Source organism: Pseudomonas sp. KH_040 (assembly GCF_057839305.1).
This window is the reverse complement of the sequence record NZ_CM174487.1, coordinates 2,422,798-2,445,691: the sequence shown is the minus strand read 5'-3', so window position 1 is coordinate 2,445,691 and position 22,894 is coordinate 2,422,798. Positions and strand designations below refer to the sequence as shown.

Genomic DNA, 22,894 nt, shown 5'->3' with positions numbered 1-22,894 from the left:
AACGCAAAGGATGACGCCATGAACGCCAAAATGCTTGTCCTGCTGTTGCTGCCGCTTGCAGGCTGCACCAGCAATTCCGAAACCCGCAACATGCCGGTGAATATCCTCACCGCCACACCGGCCAATGCGCAGGCCACCGACATGCCGAGGGTCGAGCAGACCCTGCGCCCGAAAGACGTGCTGGATGTGATTTTCCACATCAGTACCAGTGGCTCGGACGCTTACCGCGTGCAGTCGGGTGACCAGATCGGCCTGAACTTCACCGCCGCCAGTCAGCTCAACGGCACGCAACTGGTGCTGCCTGACGGCACCATCGAACTGCCGGGCGCCAACACCTCGGTGAAAATCGCTGGGCTGACCAGCGACGAGGCGCGGCAGGAAATCCAGCGCGCCTATCAACGCAAGCAGCTGTTCCAGCCCAACCGCAATCAGCTCTCGGTGCAGATTCTCAGCCCGCTGAGCAACGAGCAGAACCTCAAAAGCGCGCTGAACCACCCGGCCACCGGCATGAGCCGCGAAATCACCGTCGGCACCGATGGCTATGCGAGTTTTCCGGAAATCGGCGCTGTGCCGCTGCAAGGCATGACGGTCAATCAACTGGAAACCTTCCTCAATAGCAAGTACGCGCAATTGCCGGGACGGATGACTGTGGATGTGCTGCTGAAATCCACCGCCGGCAACGAGATCTACGTACTCGGCGAAGTCGCTCAACCGGGCTCGTACCCGATCCGCCGTCCGGTGTCGGTGCTTGAGGCGCTGACCCTGGCGCGCGGTACCAATGTCAAGGCGCGTCTCGATTCGGTGGTGATCATGCGGCGCAACGGCAATCAGGTGCAGGCCATGAACTACGACGTGGAGAAAGCACTGTCGGGCGATGCGCCACAGATCGCCTACCTGCAACCGGACGACATGCTTTACGTACCGAAAACCAAACTGGCCAGCGCCGGCGAACTCGCCCGCCAATTGGCCGATGTGGTGCTGTTCCAGGGCGTGGGTTTCAGCTTCGGCTACCGCGTCGACAACAAAGGCAGTGACAACTGACTCTCAGGTGAACGACATGAACCCAAAAGAAAATTACCTGCACGAGTTCTTCAGGATTTTCTTCGCCAACAAGCAACTGGTGAAGCGCATCTTCCTGATCTTTGCAGTGATCGCGCTGTTGCTGCCGCTGTTGCTCAAACAGAGCTTCGATATCACCGCACAGGTGATCGTGCAGTCGAAAAAACTGTCTCAGGGCGATGCGACCACCTCGCTGACCCAGGACAACGCCACCTTCATTCCGCCATCGCTGGCGGATATGGAAACCGAAAGCAATATCCTCCGTTCGCCGGCGCTGATCCGTCAGACCATCAGCGAACTGCGCGATCAGGGTCAGTACAACCCGCCACCGGGGATGCTCAGCAAGCTGCTCGGCGAACCGTTCAAGAATTACGTCAGCACGCCGCTGCGCGAATACGTGATCAATCCGCTGCGTGATGCACTGGGCATGGAAACCGATCCGGTGCGCGACACGGCACTGGATGGCTTGACCCAGGAAGCCATCGACAATCTGAAGATCGAAACCCTGCCGGGTTCCAATGTGATCTCGATCGTCTACAGCTTCCCTGATCCTGCCCAGGGCACAACGTTCGTTGCCACGTTGCTGCGCAACTATCTGGTCGATCGTCAGGCGCTGCAATCGATCGAGCTGCCGCACTCGTTCTACGAGACCAAGAAGCATCAATATCAGGTGCGGCTCGACGGTCTGGAAGGCGCACGGCTGAGCCTGCTGGAAAGTGTCGGTTCGTCCGATCCGAAAGAGGAAATCACCTTTCGCCTCAACGCGATCAACACTGAAGAGCAGGCACTCAACCTGTATCGCGATCGCTTGCTGCAAAGCCAGCGCTGGCTCGATTACCTGAAAACCAGCCTGGCCGCCGCCAACACCAACAAGCTCAACGACTACACCTTCCCGTTCACCTTCACCACCACGGTGGACAACATCGCGTTCGAAGACCGTGAGATCCGGCAGATGGGCGAGGCACTGACCACTCAGGTCAGCCGCTATATGAATGACCTCGCGGTATTTCAACCCAGTAGCGAACCGATGTTGCTGACCCGCGAGCAAATTGCCCGCACCCGCCAGCAGTTCCTCAAAGTGGTCAACAACCGCATCCAGGAACGCACGATCGACCTGTCGGTGGTCAGCCAGGTCATCGAGCAGAAAACTGCGCGCATTGCCGAATTCAAGAATCGCATCCATCAATTGCAGCAAACCCAAAGCAAGCTGCGCCAGATGGACACCGAGATCGGCGCATTGCACGCAGCGTTTTCAACCTATGCGCAACGCTTTGCCGAAAGCAGCACGACCCGCGCGCTGGACAACGACTTGTCCAACGCCCGGGTACTGAGTCCACCGTACGAACCGACCGAGGCGGCGTTTCCCAAGCCGATGCTGATCATTCCGTTTGGTTTGCTCACCGGTCTGCTGCTGGCCATTGCCTTCGTCTATGTGCGTGAGTTCTTCGATCACCGCTTCAAACATCCGGCGCAAATCAGTCATGAACTGGGCCTGCCGGTGCTGTTGGTAATCAATGAAGAAACGTCGCAGCCTGGCAATCCGCACAAGAACTGGACCATGCCCAGCCTGGTTCACTGGGTGCGCAATTGAACGCGGCGTCCACCCCGTGCGTCGCCCTGCCGATCATTCATTTGCTCAGCAGCGGCGGCTTCTACGGAGCCGAGCGGATGTTGCTGGATCATTGCCTGGCGACGCCGGGGCAGCATCAGGTGCTGTTCCTCGACGCGCCAGCCGAGCTGATCGAGCGCTTTCGTCAGGCCGGGGTGGACGCCCGCGGCTGTGCCGGGCTCGGCGGACTACTGCGGCACTTGCATCAGCGCCGTAGTGACAAGCCGTTGCTCAACACGCACAACTTCAAAGGACAACTGTTTGGCTGGGTCGGCGCAACGCTATTGCGCCTGCCGCTGGTCATCACCCAGCACGGTTTCACCCCGCGCAGTCGCAAGCAGAAGTTCTACACCTGGCTGAGCCTGCAATTGTGCCGCACGGCCTCGGTGAAGCGAGTGGTCTGCGTAGCGCAAAGCATCGCTGCGCTGCACCGTCAGGCTGGCGTTCGTGCGGAGAAGTTGCAGGTGATTGCCAACGGTTTGCCAGCGGCGCCAGCGCTGCCGCCGCTGGAACGACAACGCTGGCTGGTCGGTTACGTCGGTCGGTTGAGCAGCGAGAAAGGTCCGGATCTGTTTCTCGATGCGCTGATTGCGCTGTGTCACCAGCATCCGCAACTGGACGCGGTGATGCTCGGTGACGGTCCGGAACGTGAAGCCTTGCAGGCGCGTATCGACGCTGCCGGTTTACCACAGCGGATTCGCTTGCCGGGCTATCAGGCGGCGATGCAAGGCTGGTGGCAGCAACTCGATGCGCTGGTGATCAGCTCGCGCACCGAGGGTACACCGATGATTCTGCTTGAAGCGATGCAGGCCGGTGTGCCCGTGGTGGCGTTCGCGGTCGGTGGCATTCCCGATGTCTTGCAGGACCGCCACAACGGCCTGCTCGCCGCACCGACCGATACCGCCGCCCTCGCCCGTCAACTCGACACGTTGCTGGCCGAACCGAAACTGGCCGCGCAACTGCGCGACAACGCCAGACGCACACAACAGGAACGCTACGACCTCAAGGCTTTGGCTGAACACTGGTCGCAGCTGTACATCCACACGGCACGGGAGGCACGCGCATGATTTTCCCGCTCTCGATCGTCAGCCTGCTGGCACTGGTCTGCATGGCTTTGCTGGTCAGTCCTTATCCGTATCTGGCGCCGGGGGCAGTGCTGGGGCTGCTGGGTTTCACGGTGCTGTACCGCAAACCGTCGTGGGGCCTGCTGGGTATTGCCGCGCTGGTGCCGTTTGAAGGGTTCTTCAAGGACAGCGCGTTATCGGGGAGCAAATTCATCGGTGCTTCGCTGGCACTGATCCTGGCGTTGCAACTGGCATTGCATCAGATTCCATCGCAGCGCCTGCGCAGCAATCTGTGGCGCTACCTGATCGGTTTCATGGCGCTGTACCTGCTGAGCCTGCTCGCCACCGACAACATGGGCATGTCACAGAGTCATCTGCGTGAACTGAGCGTGGGCCTGATTCTGTTCGTGATCACTTTGTTGATCGGCCGCGAGCTGAACCTCGATCTGTTCGCCCGGCTGGTCACGCTCAGCGTTAGCGCGACCTGCGCGATGGCGATGTTTTCCAGCAGATTCCAGGACAAGGGCCGCGCCGCCGGCCTGCTCGAAGACCCGAATGCCTTTGCTCTGCTGATCGCCTTCGCCGTGCCGCTGGGCCTGCTGCTGGTGATTCGCAGCCCGAATCTGCTGCAGCGTTTGTTCTGGGCCGGCTGCTGCCTGTTGCTGCTGGGCGGCATGACCAAAACCGAGTCGCGCTCAGGCCTGGTGGTACTGGCCTTGAGTCTGGCGATCGGGGTCTGGCATTACCGCCAGCACCTCAACCGTATCCGTCCGCGGCACTTCGGATTCGCCATGCTCGGCGCCGCCATCGTGCTGCCATTGGCGATTTATGCGATGCCTGCCGGTTATCTGGCGCGCATCCAGTCGCTGAGCATCTTGAGCGCCGGCGCCAAGGCTCAGGATGAATCCCTCGGCCGTCGCGCCTCGTACATTGTCGTCGGCAGCCAGATCATCCGCGAGCATCCGCTGCTCGGCTCGGGCCCGGGGACATTCCCGTTGCACTATGCGACTACCGGTTATGCCAAGGCATTCTCGGCCAACCGCAAGATCGGCGACCTGTATCGCCGGGCGCATAACACTTATCTGGAGATCTTCAGCGAATTGGGGATTCCCGCCGGCCTGCTGTTTGTCGGCATGCTCGTGCAGGGTTTCTACAACCTGATCCGCGCACGACGCGAATGGCTGCAACGGCACGAGTGGCAGCACGCCGACCTGATCACCCATCTGGGAATGAGTTTCCTGTCGTTGACGTTGTTTCTGATGTTTCTCAGCGCGCCGAACCTGAAGTACCTGTGGATCATGCTTGCACTGACCTGGGTGCTGCGCCTGAAAGCCGAGCAAGCACCGCTGACGGAGGCCAGAGCATGAGCCGGATCAGCATCGTCATTCCGATGTACAACGAGGCACGGCACATCGGCCGCACCCTCCTGGCCGCCCGCAAAGCCGCGAACGCCGCCGACATCGACTGTGAACTGATCGTCGTCGACAACGGTTCCACTGATGACGGGCCACAGATCGCTCGCGCCTTCGGCGCACAGGTGCTGGTGCTGCCCGGCCTGCTGATCGGCGCCTTGCGCAATCGTGGCGCAACGGCTGCCAGCGGTGAATGGCTGGCGTTCATTGATGCCGATATCGAAATGCCCGAAGACTGGCTGAGCGAACTGTTCGCTCTCGAAGCGCAGAATCAGGGCGACATTTTTGGCCTGGATCTGCACACCCCCGCCGCCGCGCCGTGGTACGCGACCGCCTGGCAACGGCGCATGTTGCGTCCATCAGCGCACGCCAGTCGCACCGTGGACTGGCTGCCCAGCGCCAACCTGTTGATGCGCAAACGCTGGTTTGACGTCGTCGGCGGATTCAACGAAACCCTGCGCACCGGCGAAGACAAGGAATACACCTTGCGTCTGAGCACACAGGGCGCTCGGCTGCTGTCGACCAGTAACAGCATCGCCCTGCATTGGGGCTACGAAATGAACTGGCGCGAGTGGATGGGCAAGGAACTGTGGCGTCAGGGCAGCCACCTGCAGTTGTTGCGCACCCATGGCATGAGCCTGCGCCTGCTGCGTTTTCCGCTGCTGTCGTTGCTGGTCTGGATGACGGATTTTTTACTGATCGTTGCCTTGCTCGCCGGCCTCGCGCAGCTCGCGGTGATCCTGCTGGTGCTGACCCTGCTGCCGAGTCTGATGCTCAGCGTGCGGCAGAGCATCAAGCACCACAATGCTCGCCTCACCTTGCAACTGTGGGGTCTGCACTGGTTACGCCTGCATCTGCCCAGCGCGGCACTTATTCTCAGTCTGTGTCATTGGAACGCCAGGAGGCCCGCCCGTGGCTGAATTCATTTTTTGCCTGTGCCTTGTGCTGCCGGCGTACGCCTACATCGGCTATCCGCTGCTGCTGACCTTGCTGGCGCCGCTGTTCCCGGCCTGGCGGCACGCGCCGGCACCGCCGCTGAACGTCAGCATCGTCATCGCCGCGCACAACGAGGCGCGGCACATCGAGCACAAGTTGCGCACGCTGCTGGCCCAGGATTATCAGCCCGCCACGCTGCAGATCATTCTCGCCAGCGACGGCTCAAGCGATGACACCGTGGCCTGCGCGCACAAAGTGATCGATCCGCGCATCACCGTCCTCGACCTGCCGCGCCAGGGCAAAGCCGCCACACTGAATGCCGGCGTCGCCGTGAGCAGCGGCGACATTCTGGTGTTCACCGACGCCGACAACCAATGGTCGCGCGACACCCTCGGCCATTTGCTCGCACCGTTGAGCGATCCGCAGGTCGGTGCCTGCGCCGGGCACATGGTGATCCCGGTCACCGGTGGTGGCCTGAGTATTGGTGACAGCCTCTATCGGCATTACGAAGGCTGGTTGCGCCGGGTCGAGAATCGCACCGGCTGCATGGTCTCCGCCGACGGCGCCCTGCTCGCCTTGCGCCGCGAGCTGTTCCAGAACGTACCGGCCGAGGTCAACGACGACTTCTTCATCAGTACCTGCGCGCCGGTCGCGCACAAACGCATCGTTTACGTACCCCAGGCGCAAGTGATCGACCAGGGCGTTGATGAAGCGGGCAAGCAATGGCGCCGCCGCCAGCGGGTCACGGTTGGTGGCCTGCAAAGCCTGGCGCAACGCAGCGCACTGCTGAACCCGTTCAAGTACGGCCTTTATTCCATTGCCTTGATCAGCCACAAACTGATCCGCCGTCTCGCGCCGATTCTCTTGCTGCCGCTGCTGCTGAGCAATTTCTGGCTGTGGAACGAACACGGTTTCTATCGCCTGAGCCTGATTGCGCAATTGCTCGGTTACGCGGTGGCCATCGCCGGCCTGCTGGATTCGCAACACCGTTTACCCAAACCGTTCCGCCTCGCAGCATTCCTGCTGGTGACGCTGGCCGGCATGAGCGTCGGTCTGTGGCAGTTCCTGCGCGGGCAACGCTACGCACAGTGGAATCCTGACCAGAATCGTTGAGAGGACTCATGCCATGGCGATCAAACAACTGCTAAAACGCACCAGCGGCTGGCTCTATCTCAACTCGTCAGTGGGGCGCAACCAGTTGCACGGTGCCGGGGTCATTCTGATGCTGCATCGGGTACTGGCCAACGACCGTGCCGCCAACCTCCCGCACCGCAATGAACTGTGCGTCGGGCCCAAGGCCTTCGAGCATTTACTGCTGTGGCTGCGTCGGCATTTCGATTGCGTGCCGCTGATGGAAATCCTCCAGCCCAATTCGCTGCGCAGCGAGCGCCCACGGGTGGCGCTGACCTTTGATGACGGCTGGCGCGACAACGCCGTCAACGCCTTCCCGCTGCTGCAGAAACATCAGGTACCGGCGAGCATTTTCCTCTCCACCGATTTCATCGGCAGCCGTCAGCGTTTCTGGTGGGAAAGCCTTGGCGAAACCCTGTGGGGCAGCCACGGTGAAAAAGCGCGGATGCACTTGATCGAGTGCCTGCAGTTCATGCATCACCCATTGCCGGTACTGCTCGATGACATCGATGTCGACCGCCGCAGCCTGGCGCTGCTGCATTTCCTCCAAGGGTTGAAGACGCTTGACCCGCAGGAACTGGAAAAACTCACCGATGAGTGCCCAGCCGAATCACAGCCGCAAGCGCTGGACTGGCATCAAGTGCGCGCGCTGGAGGCTTCCGGTCTGGTGCGCTTTGGCCCGCACGGTGCCAGCCACGCCATCCTCACCGGCCTTGATGATCAGCGCCTGAACGAAGAAATCAGCCGCAGCCGCGATGCCTTGTACAACAGCTGCAACCGCCCACTGCCGGTGTATTGCTACCCCAACGGCGACAACGATGAACGCGTGCGCGAGCAGATCGCCAATCACGACTACCCGTTCGCCCTCGGCACCGGCACCGGCATTTATCGCGGCGAAGGCGACCCGCTGAACCTGCCGCGCTTCGGCGTCAGTCAGCGCATCGCCTGCAATCCGGCGTTGTTGTCGTGGCGCATTTATCGCGGGGCAAGGTCATGAGTCGCGGTAGCTACCTCAAGCATCTGGCCCTGAGCATGGGCACCAAACTGGCAATGATTGCCTTGCGCCTGCTGCGCAATGTGTTGCTGGCGCGGATTCTCGGCCCGAGTGAACGCGGTTTGTTCGCCCTGCTCAGCACCCTGCCGGATCTGATCAGCGCGGCGACCAGCGGCGGCTTGAATTCGGCAGTCGGTTATCAAGCGGCCAATCAGCGGCCGATGGGCTTGTTGCTCGCTCAGGTGTTGGTGTTCGGCTGTGTTCTGGCCGGGCTGCTGACCTTGCTGGTGGTCGCGCTGGCCCGTGAGTTCGGCAGCGAACTCGATGTGACGATGCAGCTCGGTCTGCTGGCGTGGCTGTTGCTGCTGGCGGTGCCGCTGACCGTCCTTAAAAGCGGCTTGCTGACCTTGCACAACGCGTCGGGCGGCGTGGTCGCCTTCAATGTTCTGCGTCTGATCGAATCCCTCGCGCCGCTGCTGTTGTTTGTTGCGCTGTTCTGGATGTGGAAAGAGGCCGCACTCGAAGCCGCGCTGATCAGTTGGCTGGCCGGCATCAGTCTGGTGGTGCTGGTCGGCTGGATGTGGCTCAAACGCGCACAACCGCTGCAACTGCAATGGGACCGTGCGAGCCAGAACGAGCTGCTGCGATTCAGTGCGCGCAGCCATCCGGATCTGCTGTTCCAACAGATCATTCTGCGCTCCGACTACTTGTTTATCGGCGCCCTGCTGGGCAGTACCGCGCTCGGCCACTACGCCATGGCCAGCGCCGCCGCCGAATTGTTGCTGATCGTTCCGGAGGCGGTCACCACACCGCTGATGAAGCGACTGCTGCAACAGGACAAAGGCATGGACAAGGTCACGCCGCTGGCCCTGCGCCTGACCGCCACGGTGATGCTCGGCGCCTGCCTGACGATGGCAGTGATCGGCGAATGGTTGATCGTCACGCTGTTCGGTGCGGCGTATCAACCGGCGTATCCAGCGCTGCTCGCGTTGCTGCCCGGCCTGCTGGGCCTGTGCTATGCGAGCATTCTGCGGCTGGATCTGATTGGCAAGGATCGCCCCGGCACGGTGTCGTTGCTGATGGGCATCGGCGCTCTGCTCAACCTGGCGCTGAATCTGCTGTTGATTCCTGCCTTCGGCATTGTCGGTGCAGCGGCGGCTTCATCAATCGCCTATCTGGCGGTGACGGTGGCGATGCTGGTGCTTTATTGCCGCTTGAGCAACGTGCCGTTCTGGCAAACCTTGATCATCCTGCCCAGCGACATCACCCCGATGTGGTTGATGCTGCAACGTCGGAAGACAGCATGAAACGCCTGGCCCTGCTGTTAGGACTCGGCCTGACGCTGGACGCCTACGCGGCGTCGATGCGCTGGGGCGATATCCGCGACGGCAGTTTGTATCTGCAGGCCGATCGCGCGGACACCGTGACCGTCAGCTGGGTGCCCGCGTGGCAGGCAGAGGCTAACGAAGAGCATCTTTACCTGCTCGACGGTCAGGGCAAGCTGCAGGGCGAACGGCTGATCAAAGCCAGCGAAACTCGCGGTTCGCAGAGCTGGCCGTTGCTGCCCGGCGCTGCCAGTTATCGCCTGGAGATTCCCGGCTACAGCTTCCGCAGTTATCGCGTCGAGCATGACGATAAAACAGTGGCGCTGTTCAGCCCGGCCAAAGTGCATTTCAGTGTCGAAACCGGCAATGGCGATGAGCTGTTTTTCCAAGTGGCACCGGGAGAACACGCGGTGCTGAACGGCAAATACCATGGCGGAGTCAACGCGCTGCAAGCCCAGCGCATAGACGATGGACAACAACTGTCGTTGGCCCTCAAGCCATACCGCGCCTATTGGCAATTCGATCAAGTGGCCTTGCCGGTCAGCGACCGGCCCCAGGTCTGGCGCTTGCGCCTGCAGGGCAGCGGCAAAGCGGCATTCTGGCTCGACGGCACGGCCAATCTGTTTGCGCAAAATCCGCAGCAACTCCAGCCCTTGCGTGAAGAGCCGGGCCAGGTACGCCTGACCCTGCACGATAAGGTGCTCGGTCGCACCCCCGATCTGGGCATTGCCCTGCCCAATCTCATGCCGCCGGCGGCCAGTCATGCCGCACTGGATGCCTTGAAACCGAGTGCGGCGAGTTATTACAGCTACGTTGACGTCACTTCGAAAAATACCCGTTTCGCAGACCCGGTTCGTCAGCTCTATCAGACTCGCTTCGGCATCCGCCAGGACATCACCCTGCTCGCCGGCACCGGCCGTCGGGCCGATCTGCGTGCCGACGTGCAAAGCAACAACGGCCTTGAGGCATGGCTCGCCGGCACTCGTGCCCTGGAGGGTCAGGGCACGCATTACATCGGCTTCGCCGACGAACCGAATCTGAACTATTCGAGCTACGAAGATTATCGGGCGATTTTTGTCAGCATGGCCCGCCAGGTGCGCAGCGACCCAGCCAACGCCAAGGCCGGCGTGCGCATCGCCATGCCCGCCAGCTCACGTTTTATCAACGGGCCGTTCACCCGCAACGCAGCAGACAAGCGCGGCATCGATTGGGCGCGGCGTCTACTCAGTGAATCCGCCGATCAGGTCGATGCATTGGCCTGGCATGAATGGATGATTCGCGACTTGCTGGCGACCCGGGTCTACCGCGACAGCGTACGCCGCGCAGCAGACCTGGTGGGGCTGGACGCTAACGGTCAGCCACGCAAAGCGTTGCTGCTGGATCAGACCAATCTGTCCAGTGGCTCAGCCCTGAGCCCCTACGATCAGGAAACCCATTACACCGCGCTGTGGTGGGCCTCGGTGGTCATCAACGCCTCTCAGGATGGCCTGCTGAGCATGCTCAACTGGTTTCAGGCCGCCGACGAACCGCCCTACGGCAAAGGCATGGTGCGCATACATGACGATGGTCGCTTCGAGCTGAAACCGGTGGGCCTTGCCCAACAATTCATCGCCCGGCATTGGCTGCCGCAAGTGCTGCAACTGGATAACGACGCTTTTGAGGTGGATGTCCTGGCGATGGCCGGCGACAAGCAGCGCGCCCTGCTCGGGGTGAACAAAGGCACGCGCCTGCAACGGGTTGATCTGAGCGGTGCCCGGTGCCCGCTGAACCAAAGCGCCCTGCGTTTCTTCGGCGCTGACAATCGTAGCAGCGACGCATCGTTTTCCTGTGAAAACGGGCGGGTGCGTTTCGAATTGCCGGGGCAAACCCTGTTTGCCCTGAACTGGAGCGCTTCATGAACTGCCCTTCGATGTTCTGCCCCGCGAGCCTCTTGCTGTGCGTGGGATCCTCAACAGGAGAAGAGACCATGGATGTTTTGCGAAGACTCAGCGGACATATCCGTCGTAAAGGCCTGCGAGCGACCTTGGCGAAGATCCGCAGAATGTACATTTTTGCCCATCAGGAACTGCTGTGGATGGAGCGCGATCTGGTCAGCCCCGTGCCGCCGCACAGCCTCAAACCCTACCCGCCACTGCGCATGCTGAAGATCACCGTAAACAACGTCAGCGCCTTTGCCCGCTACTTCGGCAACCGCGTCGGTGTCATGGCCGATTTGGCCAGTGACGGTCACACGGGGCATATGCATGTCGACGACAAAGGCGATGCCGTGGCGTTTATCTGGGGCACGCCGCGCGACTATTTCGATCGGCATTACTACCGCTGCCGGTTTCCGGTTAAACCCGGCGAGTTTTTCGAGTTCGGCGGCGAACTGACCCGTGCCTACTGGGGCACCGAATTGTCGGTAGATCTGCAACTGCGTCTGTGGAAAGCCATGGCCGCCCAAGGCTGCCGCAAAGTGGTCGATGTCTGCGACTCGAGCAACGTCCCGGCGCTCAAGCTGCACCTGCGCATGGGCTATACCGAACAACAGCGGATCATGAATATCTACACGCTGTTCGGCCGCTGGCGCTTCTATCGCGAAACCCGCTACAGCGGCTCGCGTCTGGCGGCGCTGGGTAAAACTTCCCGTCCACCTGTCAAAGCAACGGCGGCCTGAACCCATGGTGATGCGATTCGAATGGCGCACCTCTCTATGCGCTGCCGACTTCCCGGCAACAGCCTTCGAGGCACTGCGCCTGCGCGTGGCCGATCACACGCCGTTCAACAACCTTGGCTGGTTGTGCGCAGCAGAGCAGGCCCTGGACGAGGATCAGCGCCTGCACATTCTGCTCGGCTGGGAAGCCGAGCAATTGCTGCTGTGCCTGCCACTGGTGGCCAGCCGCGAACGCTTCACTGGCGTACCGTTTCGCGTTTTGCATCACTTGGGTTATCCAATGGCCGATCGCCTGGCCCTGCTGTCGTTGCTCGGCAGCGAAGACATGCACAAGGCGCTGGTGCTGATCCGTAAGCATCTGCCCCACGCGCTGCTGCAACTCAATGAACTGTCGGAACCTGCCGGTGAAGAAAGTGCGCTCACCGAATGGATGGCGCGCAGTTCCACGGCTGAACGACGCCTGAGTTGCCGAGTGCCAGTGCATCTGATCAGCGACGCCGATCATCAGGAGATCTCCGGCGACCCGCGCTACAAGCTGCGTCGGGCGCGCAAACGGATTGCCGCATGCGGTGCGCAAGTGCGACGAATCACCCCCGATGCGCTGTCGATGCCTACGATTTTAGAAGCGCTGCAGGAAGTCGAGTCGGTCAGTTGGAAAGGCGATGAAGGCGTGGGGATTTTCGCCACCGAACGCAGTCGTCAGTGGATGCAAAGCGCTTTCACCGCCCTCGCCGCTCAAGGCCTGGTGCGGGTCGTGACGCTGGAGCTGAACGGCCGCTGCATCAGCTATCGCCTCGGCCTGCTCGAACAGGGCCGCCTCTACGATTACAACCTGGCGTTTTTGCCGCAGTACGCCGACCTCGGTAGCGGGCGGGTGTTGCTGGAGGAATGGATTCGTTGGGGGCTGGAAGAGCACTGGCGCTGGATCGATGCGTCGCGGGTCAGCCTGGAAAACTCCAGCCATCAACTGCACGAACGCATGACCGGGCAACTGGAACACTGGCGCTGGAGTTTCTACTCGTGGCGCCCGAGCGGTCTGCTACTGGGCCTGGGGCTACGCCTTTGGCACCACGTCAAACCGGCCCTGCAAAAATGGCGCGCACAGCGTGCCGGCAACTCGACGGCGGCGAACACATCCGAAATTCAACCGGCAACACCATCCAACACACCTGGGCTAGCGCCTCGGAGGGCATCATGAGCGTCATCGAAAATCTGCTTCTGCGCATCAAACAAAAAGGCCTGCGCCGCACCCTTGGCGCGCTGTGGAAACGTTACGTGTTCGCTCATCGTGAACTGCTGTGGATGGAGCGCGACCTGGTCACGCCGATTGCCCCGAACAAACTGCGCCCCTGCGAAGGTTTGCGCAGAGTCGACATCACCGAGGACAACGCCAAGGCATTCGGCAAGTACTTTGGTGACCGCGTGGAGACCATGGCCGAATTGGCCGCTGAAGGACATACCGGGCATATGTACCTGGACCAGGACGGTCACACCGTCGGGTTTGTCTGGGCCAGCACTCAAGACTATTACGACCGCCACTTCTACCGCTGCACGTTCCCGGTCAAGCCCGGTGAATACTTTCAGTTCGGTGCCGAAATTACCCGGCACTATTTCGGCAGTAGCTTGACCGTCGATGCACAGACCGCACTTTGGCAAGTCATGTCTGCCCGAGGCTTCAAAAAAGTCGTGGATATCTGCGACAACGCCAATGTACAGGCGCTGAAGATGCATATTCGCCTGGGCTATCAGGAACAAGGGCATATCACCCATGTTTACGACCTGTTCGGGCACTGGCGTTTCTTCCGCGAATCGAACTACAGCAACTCGAGACTGGAGGCGCTGCGCAAGCCGGAAAGACCGGTAGTGACGGCGGCGGCGCAGGCTTGATTCAGTCTGGATATTTGTGGCGGCTTTGATGCCGCCATCGCGAGCAGGCTCACTCCTACAGGGGTATGCATTTCAAATGTAGGAGTGAGCCTGCTCGCGATGAGGCCGGTTGCCGCACCGATCAATCACGCCTTGGTGGCGACGAGGGTAAAGCACATCGGCATCTGCGCCTCTTGATTCAAATACCGGTCATAAACCTCTTCCCGGTTCGAATGCGCATACTCCTTGAAGTGCGCAATATTCAGCCCCGCCGCAATGGCAGCGCTGAAGATGGCGCCAAGGTTATGCACAAACCAATACGACTTCGCCGACTGCTGCTCAACCTTGCCGCCATAGACAATTGGCTCTTCCTGGACAAACGGCTCGGCGCGAAAGTACGAACTGGCGAGGCGATACGGATCTTCCGCCTCCGGATCGACCATTTCCAGAAACGGATGGGTTTCATAGATCACCAGTTGGCCACCCGGTTTCAGCGTTGAAGCGACATGGCGGAAGAACTCGCCGATGTCCGGCATCCAGTTCAAAACACCAATGGTGATCAGCGCCATATCGAAGCGGTTCTGCAACGACGCTGGCAAATGATGGATATCGCTTTCGATGAACTCGGCGTTGTGCGGTGAACGCTTGTTCAGCTCGCGGGCCTGTTCAAGAAACGCCGCCGATTGATCGACACCGACCACGCTTCTGGCACCCAGCGCAAACAGCGAGAGACTCTCACGGCCATTGTTGCAGCCCAGTTGAATCACATCTTTGCCATCGACCTCCAGCAACCCGCTCAACGTCTCATCAAGGCAAGAGAAATCCGCCTGCGCAACCTCGCCGAGCAAAGCCTGCCAGCCAGGCGAATCCTGGTGATGGCGAGCGGAATCGTTCCACGCCTGTCGATTGCTCTCGATGGCGGTTTTATTGTTGGGCACTTCCATAGCGCACTCCGGACGATGCTGGTGATTGAGCGGATCCGAGTCTAGATCAGCCCGGCAATTGCGGTTGTTGCAAACTTGTAAGCCAATTCCTGCGGCAGCTCCTACATATCAGGGTGTTCTGGCCTACAAATGTCGGCGAATTATCAAAACAGATAAAGGACACGGCTGACTATTCAACTCTGCTCACGTGGATACCCTCACAAAGCGCAGTCATCCGACGCGCACAAAAATGGCTAAGGAGGCTTAACCATGAGCCAGACTTTGACGAATTTCGACGTGATAGCACTGCTGGACAGTGACGAAGCCATCAGCGAATACCTGTCCCAGGTTCTTGCAGATGGGGATAACGAAGAGTTTCTTCGCGCAATCGGCTATGTGCTCAAGGCCTGCGCACAACCGGAGCACGTGATCAATCACCCGGTTGTTTGAATGTCGGGCAGCTATAGTTAATAGCCTTGGGGAAAACCGCACTCGCAGGTGCCGCCATGCTAATGCTCGATCGGCTGTTGTTGACCGGCTGTCTGCTCGCTGCCACTCAGGCGCAAGCGCTGGACAGCAATTTCAATTATTACGGGCCCAACCAGCCCTTCGCCCACCCTGCTCCGTATTCGCTGGGTTCCACGCCGCCCAAGCCTTACGACGACACGGCGCCGCAGGATTTTGTGGTGATTCCGGGTGACCATGAATTCTACGATTCGCAGTTGCCGACCGTGGCGGATGCGACGGTGCGGGTGTTTATCCGCACCTACGATGCCGAGCGCGGGATTTATGTGAATGACGAGGTGCTGGATCCGGGTTGTGTGCTGGAGTGTTTGAGTCGGCAGCAGCATTGATCCGGGTTGCCCACAACATCTGCTGCACCCTCGATCCCCTGTAGGAGTGAGCCTGCTCGCGATTACGGTGTGTCAGTCGACCTGTTTATTGGCTGACACACCGCTATCGCGAGCAGGCTCACTCCTACAGGGGATTTGCGGTGGGGTTACCACTGCCGTTTATCCGGCCGGGCGAGGCCGAGTTTTTCGATGCGGTAGCGCAGCATGTCGCGGCTCAGGCCCAGCAGGCGCGCGGACTTGGTGACGTTCCAGTCGGTCTTGTCGAGCATCTTGCGCACCATGTCGCGTTCGACTTCCGGCAGGTTCATCGACTCCATATTGCTCGCCGGACGCGGTTCATAGTGCGGCGCAGCCTCGTAATGTTGATGCTGATGCTGCGGCGGCAGCTCGTCGCACAGACTCATGCACACATTCAGTTGATGCGCGGCGATCGTGTCGCTTGGCGCCAGCAGCACGGTCTGTTCGAGCATATTGCGCAACTCGCGCACATTGCCCGGCCAGGTGTAACTGAGCAGCAACTCCTCAGCCTGCTGGCTGAAATGCAGATTCGGTTTGCCGTATCGTTTGCCATGACTGGCAAGGAAGTGCCGGGCCAGTAGCAGAATATCGTCGCCCCGCGCGTACAGGCGCGGCACCTTGATCGAAATGATCCGCAAGCGGAAAAACAGATCGCGGCGGAATTTGCCCTGCTGCACCATCTGCTCCAGGTTGCAATTGGTCGCGCTGATCACCCGCAGATTGACCTTGCGCTCCTTCACCGAACCGACCCGGCGAATGGTGCGGTCCTCCAGCAACTTCAGAATCTTTGCCTGCAACAGCAGATCCATCTCGCCAATCTCATCGAGAAACAGCGTGCCGCCATCCGCTGCTTCCACCAGTCCGACCCGGCGATCCTTGGCATCGGTGAACGCGCCTTTCTCATGCCCGAACAGCTCCGACTCGACCAGATTCGACGGGATCGACGCACAGTTGAATTCAATGAACGGACCTTTGCTGCGCGGGCCGTCGAAGTGCAACGCGCGGGCCACCAACTCTTTGCCGGTGCCGGTCTCGCCTTCCACCAAAACCGGGGGCAGATCGGTGTTGGCCATGCGTCGCTCGGCATCGAGCAACTGGCCGATAGTGTTCTTCAAATACTGCATCGGCGCCGAGTCGCCGATCAGCGCCTGCACCCCGGATTTCTGCGCCTCGCGCTCCTGATAGAACGACAGCGTGCGCTCCATCCTTTCGGTGGCCAGGGCCTTGTCGAGCAGCAGTTTGAGCTCCGTCAGCGCGACCGGTTTGGTGACGTAATGAAAGGCGCCCTCCTTCATCGCCACCACCGCATCTTCAACGTTGCCGTAACCGGTCATCATGATCACTTTCAGATCCGGCGCGCTGATGCGCAGCTTCTGGATCAGGTCGTGACCACTCATGCCCGGCAGCGAGTTGTCGGTCAGCACAATGTCGGGCATGAAGGTTTCCAGTTGCCCTAACGCGTCTTCGGCCGAATGGCAGACCGTCACCTCGAAGTCTTTGCGCTCCAGGTAGGTCTGAATATTTTCGGCCAAGAGTTCGTCATCCTCGACCAGCAGAATGCTGTGTTCCATATTCCCCTCCCGATGCCACTTTGAAGTTGAGACTGACGCGGGTTCCCTCCTGCTCTTTGCTGGTCAAAACGACCGAGCCCTGAAAACGCTCCATGATTCTTTTGACCAACGCCAGGCCAACCCCGAGGCCGCCCTGCTTGGTGGTAAAAAACGGTTTGAACACCAACAGTTGCTGCTGCGCGCTCATGCCCTTGCCGGTGTCGCTCACGGTCAGACGCACGCTGTCGGACTGCGGCGATTCAAACTCGACGGTGAGCACACCGCCCTTGGGCATGGCTTCGAGGGCGTTGGCAAACAGGCTATTGAGTATTTGCGTCAGCAGCACCTTTTGACTGACGACCGGCGCGCAATTCTGCGGTGTGAAGCGCACTTCGACGTTGCAGCGTTTGATCAATGCTTCGAAGGCGCCAACGGTGTCTTCGACCGCCATGACCAGATCCACCGCCTCGCCGTCGTCATTCATCGGCCGCAGCGACACCAGCAACTCGCGCACCCAGCGTGACATGCGATCGACCTGGCTGATGATGTCGCCAATATTGCGTTGCGCACCGGGGCTGGCGACTTCCTGGGCCAGTTCGGCGCTGGAGCGAATGGTCGCCAATGGATTGCGCAGGCTGTGCGCCACCGCCGAGGACATCTCGCCGAGGGCAACAAAGGTTTCGTTGCTGATCAACTGTTGCTGCTGGCTCTGCAGCAGTTTCGCCGCGCGGCGGACGATCCAGAACAACGCCAGAAATATCGCCGCGCCTCCAAAACAGGTCGCCGCCCAGATCGAGGCGAAACCACGGTCGATGCGGTCGACCAGATCCGCCGGTTCCTTGTAGACCTCAACCATGGCGACGACTTTGCTTTTGTCGGCGTTGAACATCGGGATGTAGTTCTCGATGAACAGGTATTTCGGCTCGCGCAACATTTGCTGCTCGGGTTTCTCATCGTCGATCTTGTGGTAACTGGAAGACACCGGCACTTTCATCTCGAATGATTCGTCGAGCTCATCGTCATCCTTGATGTGCACACCGATAAGCTCAGCGTTGGTCGACCAGATCACCGTGCGATCCAGCGCATAAACGGTCGCGAGCAAAATATCCGGCAAGTGTTCGACGTGATCGAGAAACTCGGTGCGTGCCGAAGCCTGTAACGCCGGGTCAACATCGGGGTACTGGTTGTCTTGGCGCGGGTCGAGCATTTCGCCCATCGTCCGGTTCGGATTGATTTTGGCGTGACGCATTTCCGCCGCGCCAATGGCCTCAACGAATTGCGCGGTCAGCAGCGCATCGCGCTCGACACTTTCGGTGACCACGAAGCGTGTGGAGATATAACCCAGCCCCAACGCCACGGCGGCGATGATGAAAAAACTCGCGAGCGAGAACCAGCGCAGCAAATTGAACTGCTCGCGCCAGCCCTTGCATGCGACCGATGCGTTCGGTGCAGAGGTTTTTTGTGCTTCCAGTCGCTGCATGGGAGTGGCCCTGGAGTTTTATATCGCGCTGCTTACAGCCATCAGTGTAGGTGGCTCTGACCGCGACACACGGTTCAATGATGCTATTTCGCCGCTACCGCATCTGACTCACCGTCGCGGCTGGATCGCCCGGTTTTACTGGCGTCAAAGCACCGTCGGTCATGGCCGCAGTGGACGGTTGCTGACGCTCTGTTTCATCGCTGAGAAAGTCGATGATCGACTGCGCGGATTGCTCATCGAGGCGCAGATTGGGCATCGGGATTCGCTCGAATTGTTCGTAGAGTTGCAGGGCAATCGGGTCTTTTTCCGCGAGCAAGCGATCCGGTTCGCGGATCCAGCGATTCAACCACTCGGGATCGCGGTGGCGGGTTACGCCGATCAGGTCAGGGCCGATGCTGCGCATGCCAAGGCCCTGGCCATCCTGCGGGCCGAGGCTGTGACACGAGGCGCAACGGGTGCGGAACAATTCTTCGCCATTGCTCGGCGGGCGAATGTCCGGAGCGTTGGCGTAACTTTCCTCGATGCTCGGCTGTTTCCAGTTCTGTAAGGTATTGGCCAGTTGATCGGCGAGGATCCACGGGTTTTCGAACGGTGAGGCTTTCATCCAGCGCCCGGTACTCTGGTTGCCGACGATCAGGCTGAGGTTGTGGTCCTTGCTGCGACCGTTGTCGACGCCTTCGATGAACAACCCGAGTTTTTTGCGCAGGTCGGTGACCTCTTCGAACTCGCCGGTGAGAAACTTCCAGCCGGGGCCGACCTTGAAGCGTTGCGAATAAGCCTTGAGCACTTCGGGCGTGTCGCTGATCGGGTCGATGCTGATCGAGTAAAAGAAAATGTCTTGCCCGACCCGATCCCCCAGCAGTTTCTGCACCTGGCGCAAGCGCGCGGTTTCCAGTGGGCAGGAATCGCTGCACGAAGTGAAGATGAAGTTGATCACCACCACTTTGTCTTTGATCAGGTCATCGAAGAAATGCACCTGCTGACCGTCCTGATCGGTCAGCAAGGTGTTGGGGAAATAGTCGCCACCCCACGGGGTGGCGGATTCACTGGCCGCTGACGGCTCGCTGACACTGGCCTGATGTGCCGGCAGCACGCGGCTGCCGAGCACACAGGCGACCAGTAGCAACACCAGATGCATGCCCAGCGCCCGGGAGCGCGGGGTATGCACGGGTTGGCTGTCACCGTGGCGGCGGTTCATGGCTTGACCACCACTTGTGGGCCCATACCGTCGCCGCTGCGGAAAGTTGGCAGCGCGGCGGAGTTGACGTAGCGCACACCGTCCCAGCTTGGCAGTGGGGTTGGCATCAACTGCAGTTGCCCGGGTTTCTCCAGGTCCCAACGCAGCAGCATCGAGTTGTCCTCATGCTGAGTGTTGTGACAGTGCTCCATGTAGGTCCCGGCAAACTCGCGGAAGTTGATCGCCATTTCCACACTGTCCAGACCATCGGCTTCGGAGCCGATGCGATAGACGTCTTTGCGTGCCCATTTTTCCCACTCTGGCGGTGCCTTGCCGCCGCGACTGAGGATGATCCCCTCCTCGAAGTGCACATGCACCGGATGGCTCCAGCCCTTGCCGCCGGCCTTGATGTTCCACACTTCGAGGGTGCCGAACCCGGTAACACCGGCATCGGTCGGGCCGCTCGACAATTGCGTCGAAGCATTCAGGCGACGCGGGTCCATGTGGAAGCCGAAACCGCCATCGGTCTTGACCGTCCACGGCGCCTCATCGGTGCCGTCGGAGCGGCCGAAGGTGAAAGTGCGGTGGCGGGCCTTGGCCAGCACGACTTTATCGGCGGCGTTGTCGCGATGGAGTTTCAGCGGGATCATCACCAGCCCTTCAGCCTTGCCCGGTTTGGCCGGCTCGTACGCCGCTGGGTTCATCGCCAGATCCTGACCGGTGTAGGCCTTGACGTTGAGCTGCAAGACCTTGCCCACCGCCGGATCTCCCCGGTCCCACTGCGGGCCATTGCTGGTCTGCTTGATCACTGGCAGGTATTTCTCCGAAAGTACGTCAGCCAGCGGAATCATTTCTTTCGGGCCTTTGCCGTCGTCCTGCGCCTGCAGGTTGAGGAAGAACAGCTTGTCACCGGGCTTGATACCGTTTTTCGAGAAATTGACGATGATGTCGAAGCGCTCGGCGATGCCTTGCGTCGGCAGGATCGCGTTGTGGTTCTGTTTATCGCCATCGGCGTCGAGGTCCATCGAACCGTCGAACGGCACGCTGTGTTCCATGATGTTGCCGTCGTTGGCGATCATGTGGAACGGCACGCGGCTGTACGTCACACCCGAGTTTTTCGGCCCCTGAAACTCGCCGCCACTGCCTTTGATTTCCCGCACCAAGGCCAGTTTGAAGTAGCGCGACACCGAGCCGTTGAGAATGCGGAAGCGATAACTGCGCGCACGCACGTCAAGGGTCGGTTTCCACTGCCAGTTGACCAGCACCTGATCGCCGATGAAGCCATCGGTGTTGAAGGGGTTGAACCACAATTGGCCTTGTTGATCCCAGGCCTTGTCGGCGAGCACCAGATTGACGTCATAGTCGCGGTTGCCCCACGGCAAAGCGCTGCCGCTGGGCAGACGCAGGTTGACGCCGTCGTTCACCGACTCGTTGCCGCGATCCAGCGCGCTGTAGTAGTTCATCATCGCCGCGTTGCCCTTGTAGACGTTCTGCGCGGTGAAATCGAGCATGTGATCGTGGAACCAGTGGGTGCTCATGGTTTCGCGCCAGTCGCCACGGATCTTGATGGTGCCGTTGTCACAGGTTTTCTTCGCCGGTGCGAGATCGTTGACCCACAGGGTTTCGCCGGGGGCGCAGGGGAACGCTGCGCGCGGGTCTTCAGCCTTGGTGTTGATGCTGTCGTAACCGGCGAGCTGGATCGGCCAGCGATAGTCGTAGAACTGCCCCGGAAAGAAGAACGCGTTGGCATAGCCGTCGCTTTCTGCCGGCGCGTGACCGTTGTGCTCGTGGGTGCTGATGGTGTGCAGGCCAAAACCACGGTTGGCCGACGGATCGATCGGCAAGCCGTTGTAGTGGCGCATCATCACCGGTTGGCCGTAGCGCACCATCAACAGTTTCGGCGGCAACGTGCCGTCGAAGGTCCACACCGAGTTGTGGTTTTGCGCCGGCATCGCCGGGTGGAAACGCGGGTCGACGCCCTTCGAGGTGCCGTCGGTCAGCGGTACACCGGCGACGTTGTGGTACAGACCGCCGGGGCCGAATTCGCCCACCGCGTAATGGTGCATTTGCACGCTGTCACGCAGGCCACCGTTGAGGCGCGCGCCGGTCTGTACGGTTTTGTAAGCGACTTGCGGGTAGAACTCGTTCCAGCGCTGGTGCGCCCAGCCTTTTCCGGGTGGCCGACCTTCGGCGGACGAGCCGATGTGGCGGTTGAGGAACACTTCGATCTGCGCCTGCCACGGGTTACGGTCGACGACATTGGCGAACTGGCTGGGGAATGGCGTCAGCCCCGGTTGACGCAGGAACGCGTCGAGGGCGCTGCCGGGTGGCGCGCTGCGGGCGACGTTGTTCGGATCCTGAGCCGGTGCCGGGCCGATCGCGGCCGGCGGAAATGGCAACGGCGCGGCCGGGGTGGTCGGGTCGAGCTTTTCCGGGCCAAACTCTTCGAACAGGGTCAACTGCTGGGTGAACGGTTGCGCGCCATAGAGCGGGCTCGGCTTGCCGTTGGTGGGGTAGTTGAAACTGGTTTGCACCGTCGGCGGCAGGATGTTTTCCGTGCGGGTCGAGTCGCGGCTGCCTTTGACGCCGTCGGGCAAGTCGAAGGAATCTTCGTTGGCCTCGGGCAGGGTCAGGATGTTATTGAGCGCGCCGGCGCGGTCGGCAGGTTCGTCGTAGTACGCCGAGGGATCGGAGACTTCTGGCTGTCGCTCGTCATCAATGGGACTGGCGCGAACGCCGGCCATGCTGCCGAGGGTCAACATCAGAAAGACGCTCAGAGGCGTCAGCAGGAAAGTGTTGCTTGGGTCACGCGTTGCTCTGTCCATCACCAGCCGCCTCATCAA

At 60.5% G+C, this 22,894-nt stretch carries 18 protein-coding genes and 1 pseudogene; 14 read left to right on the top strand and 5 right to left on the bottom strand.

All coding sequences use genetic code 11. The features are described 5' to 3' along the window. Nucleotides 1–18 precede the first annotated feature (18 nt). The 12 genes from AC3IUF_RS10970 to AC3IUF_RS10915 all read left to right on the top strand — a co-directional run bounded on the left by AC3IUF_RS10970 (nt 19) and on the right by AC3IUF_RS10915 (nt 14,070). Entirely contained in the window at nt 19–1,041 is a 1,023-nt protein-coding gene (locus AC3IUF_RS10970; protein WP_007919474.1) for a polysaccharide biosynthesis/export family protein, read from the top strand. A gap of 16 nt (nt 1,042–1,057) precedes the next feature. After that, nucleotides 1,058–2,650 carry a GumC family protein gene (locus AC3IUF_RS10965; protein WP_007919472.1) on the top strand — a complete coding sequence of 531 codons (1,593 nt, stop codon included), beginning with the start codon at nt 1,058–1,060 and terminating at the stop codon, nt 2,648–2,650. Then, nucleotides 2,647–3,735 (top strand): glycosyltransferase family 4 protein, encoded by a 1,089-nt coding sequence (locus AC3IUF_RS10960; protein ID WP_414915464.1) that lies wholly within the window; start codon nt 2,647–2,649, stop codon nt 3,733–3,735. Before AC3IUF_RS10965 ends, AC3IUF_RS10960 begins: the two co-directional genes overlap by 4 nt. Then, nucleotides 3,732–5,099 (top strand): O-antigen ligase family protein, encoded by a 1,368-nt coding sequence (locus tag AC3IUF_RS10955; protein WP_414915463.1) that lies wholly within the window; start codon nt 3,732–3,734, stop codon nt 5,097–5,099. The genes AC3IUF_RS10960 and AC3IUF_RS10955 overlap by 4 nt, the downstream gene beginning before the upstream one ends. Next, on the top strand, nt 5,096–6,064 hold the full coding sequence (locus AC3IUF_RS10950; protein WP_489281019.1) for a glycosyltransferase: 969 nt from the start codon (nt 5,096–5,098) through the stop codon (nt 6,062–6,064). The genes AC3IUF_RS10955 and AC3IUF_RS10950 overlap by 4 nt, the downstream gene beginning before the upstream one ends. Next, a complete protein-coding gene (locus AC3IUF_RS10945) occupies nt 6,057–7,193 on the top strand; it encodes a glycosyltransferase (RefSeq protein WP_102902811.1) in 1,137 nt (378 codons plus the stop codon). The genes AC3IUF_RS10950 and AC3IUF_RS10945 overlap by 8 nt, the downstream gene beginning before the upstream one ends. Before the next feature lie 13 nt (nt 7,194–7,206). Next, nucleotides 7,207–8,208 (top strand): polysaccharide deacetylase family protein, encoded by a 1,002-nt coding sequence (locus AC3IUF_RS10940; RefSeq protein WP_007919436.1) that lies wholly within the window; start codon nt 7,207–7,209, stop codon nt 8,206–8,208. Then, the gene (locus tag AC3IUF_RS10935; RefSeq protein ID WP_007919435.1) at nt 8,205–9,512 is read left to right on the top strand and encodes an oligosaccharide flippase family protein; all 1,308 of its coding nucleotides are present in this window, start codon (nt 8,205–8,207) and stop codon (nt 9,510–9,512) included. Before AC3IUF_RS10940 ends, AC3IUF_RS10935 begins: the two co-directional genes overlap by 4 nt. After that, a complete protein-coding gene (locus AC3IUF_RS10930; RefSeq protein WP_489281018.1) occupies nt 9,509–11,428 on the top strand; it encodes a hypothetical protein in 1,920 nt (639 codons plus the stop codon). Before AC3IUF_RS10935 ends, AC3IUF_RS10930 begins: the two co-directional genes overlap by 4 nt. A gap of 68 nt (nt 11,429–11,496) precedes the next feature. Beyond that, the gene (locus AC3IUF_RS10925; protein ID WP_123374855.1) at nt 11,497–12,186 is read left to right on the top strand and encodes a GNAT family N-acetyltransferase; all 690 of its coding nucleotides are present in this window, start codon (nt 11,497–11,499) and stop codon (nt 12,184–12,186) included. Nucleotides 12,187–12,190: 4 nt separating this feature from the next. Next, nucleotides 12,191–13,381 (top strand): GNAT family N-acetyltransferase, encoded by a 1,191-nt coding sequence (locus AC3IUF_RS10920; protein WP_095111623.1) that lies wholly within the window; start codon nt 12,191–12,193, stop codon nt 13,379–13,381. Next, a complete protein-coding gene (locus AC3IUF_RS10915) occupies nt 13,378–14,070 on the top strand; it encodes a GNAT family N-acetyltransferase (RefSeq protein WP_007919427.1) in 693 nt (230 codons plus the stop codon). The genes AC3IUF_RS10920 and AC3IUF_RS10915 overlap by 4 nt, the downstream gene beginning before the upstream one ends. 125 nt (nt 14,071–14,195) lie before the next feature. Here AC3IUF_RS10915 and AC3IUF_RS10910 read toward each other — a convergent pair whose 3' ends face one another. Next, nucleotides 14,196–14,993: a class I SAM-dependent methyltransferase gene (locus AC3IUF_RS10910; protein WP_489281017.1), complete on the bottom strand. Its 798-nt coding sequence runs from the start codon at nt 14,991–14,993 to the stop codon at nt 14,196–14,198. A 249-nt stretch (nt 14,994–15,242) separates the two neighbouring features. Between AC3IUF_RS10910 and AC3IUF_RS10905 the strand changes: the two are divergent. Next, nucleotides 15,243–15,380, top strand: a pseudogene (locus tag AC3IUF_RS10905) (helix-turn-helix domain-containing transcriptional regulator); the annotation flags it as partial. A 98-nt stretch (nt 15,381–15,478) separates the two neighbouring features. Continuing rightward, nucleotides 15,479–15,826 (top strand): hypothetical protein, encoded by a 348-nt coding sequence (locus AC3IUF_RS10900; RefSeq protein WP_489281016.1) that lies wholly within the window; start codon nt 15,479–15,481, stop codon nt 15,824–15,826. A 146-nt stretch (nt 15,827–15,972) separates the two neighbouring features. Here the strand turns inward: AC3IUF_RS10900 and AC3IUF_RS10895 are convergent, their stop codons facing one another. The 4 genes from AC3IUF_RS10895 to AC3IUF_RS10880 all read right to left on the bottom strand — a co-directional run bounded on the left by AC3IUF_RS10895 (nt 15,973) and on the right by AC3IUF_RS10880 (nt 22,876). Then, nucleotides 15,973–17,415 (bottom strand): sigma-54-dependent transcriptional regulator, encoded by a 1,443-nt coding sequence (locus AC3IUF_RS10895; RefSeq protein ID WP_123374851.1) that lies wholly within the window; start codon nt 17,413–17,415, stop codon nt 15,973–15,975. Continuing rightward, a complete protein-coding gene (locus AC3IUF_RS10890) occupies nt 17,384–18,874 on the bottom strand; it encodes a sensor histidine kinase (RefSeq protein ID WP_414915456.1) in 1,491 nt (496 codons plus the stop codon). Before AC3IUF_RS10890 ends, AC3IUF_RS10895 begins: the two co-directional genes overlap by 32 nt. 94 nt (nt 18,875–18,968) lie before the next feature. After that, the gene (locus AC3IUF_RS10885; RefSeq protein WP_489281015.1) at nt 18,969–20,072 is read right to left on the bottom strand and encodes an SCO family protein; all 1,104 of its coding nucleotides are present in this window, start codon (nt 20,070–20,072) and stop codon (nt 18,969–18,971) included. Continuing rightward, entirely contained in the window at nt 20,069–22,876 is a 2,808-nt protein-coding gene (locus tag AC3IUF_RS10880; protein ID WP_095111629.1) for a multicopper oxidase domain-containing protein, read from the bottom strand. Before AC3IUF_RS10880 ends, AC3IUF_RS10885 begins: the two co-directional genes overlap by 4 nt. Between the last annotated feature and the right edge of the window lie 18 nt (nt 22,877–22,894).

Coding starts and splice junctions, on each gene's coding strand:
- AC3IUF_RS10970 (WP_007919474.1), top strand. CDS start 19: ATGAACGCCAAAATGCTTGTCCTGCTGTTGCTGCCGCTTGCAGGCTGC.
- AC3IUF_RS10965 (WP_007919472.1), top strand. CDS start 1,058: ATGAACCCAAAAGAAAATTACCTGCACGAGTTCTTCAGGATTTTCTTC.
- AC3IUF_RS10955 (WP_414915463.1), top strand. CDS start 3,732: ATGATTTTCCCGCTCTCGATCGTCAGCCTGCTGGCACTGGTCTGCATG.
- AC3IUF_RS10950 (WP_489281019.1), top strand. CDS start 5,096: ATGAGCCGGATCAGCATCGTCATTCCGATGTACAACGAGGCACGGCAC.
- AC3IUF_RS10940 (WP_007919436.1), top strand. CDS start 7,207: ATGGCGATCAAACAACTGCTAAAACGCACCAGCGGCTGGCTCTATCTC.
- AC3IUF_RS10935 (WP_007919435.1), top strand. CDS start 8,205: ATGAGTCGCGGTAGCTACCTCAAGCATCTGGCCCTGAGCATGGGCACC.
- AC3IUF_RS10930 (WP_489281018.1), top strand. CDS start 9,509: ATGAAACGCCTGGCCCTGCTGTTAGGACTCGGCCTGACGCTGGACGCC.
- AC3IUF_RS10925 (WP_123374855.1), top strand. CDS start 11,497: ATGGATGTTTTGCGAAGACTCAGCGGACATATCCGTCGTAAAGGCCTG.
- AC3IUF_RS10920 (WP_095111623.1), top strand. CDS start 12,191: ATGGTGATGCGATTCGAATGGCGCACCTCTCTATGCGCTGCCGACTTC.
- AC3IUF_RS10915 (WP_007919427.1), top strand. CDS start 13,378: ATGAGCGTCATCGAAAATCTGCTTCTGCGCATCAAACAAAAAGGCCTG.
- AC3IUF_RS10910 (WP_489281017.1), bottom strand. CDS start 14,993: ATGGAAGTGCCCAACAATAAAACCGCCATCGAGAGCAATCGACAGGCG.
- AC3IUF_RS10900 (WP_489281016.1), top strand. CDS start 15,479: ATGCTAATGCTCGATCGGCTGTTGTTGACCGGCTGTCTGCTCGCTGCC.
- AC3IUF_RS10895 (WP_123374851.1), bottom strand. CDS start 17,415: ATGGAACACAGCATTCTGCTGGTCGAGGATGACGAACTCTTGGCCGAA.
- AC3IUF_RS10890 (WP_414915456.1), bottom strand. CDS start 18,874: ATGCAGCGACTGGAAGCACAAAAAACCTCTGCACCGAACGCATCGGTC.
- AC3IUF_RS10885 (WP_489281015.1), bottom strand. CDS start 20,072: ATGAACCGCCGCCACGGTGACAGCCAACCCGTGCATACCCCGCGCTCC.
- AC3IUF_RS10880 (WP_095111629.1), bottom strand. CDS start 22,876: ATGGACAGAGCAACGCGTGACCCAAGCAACACTTTCCTGCTGACGCCT.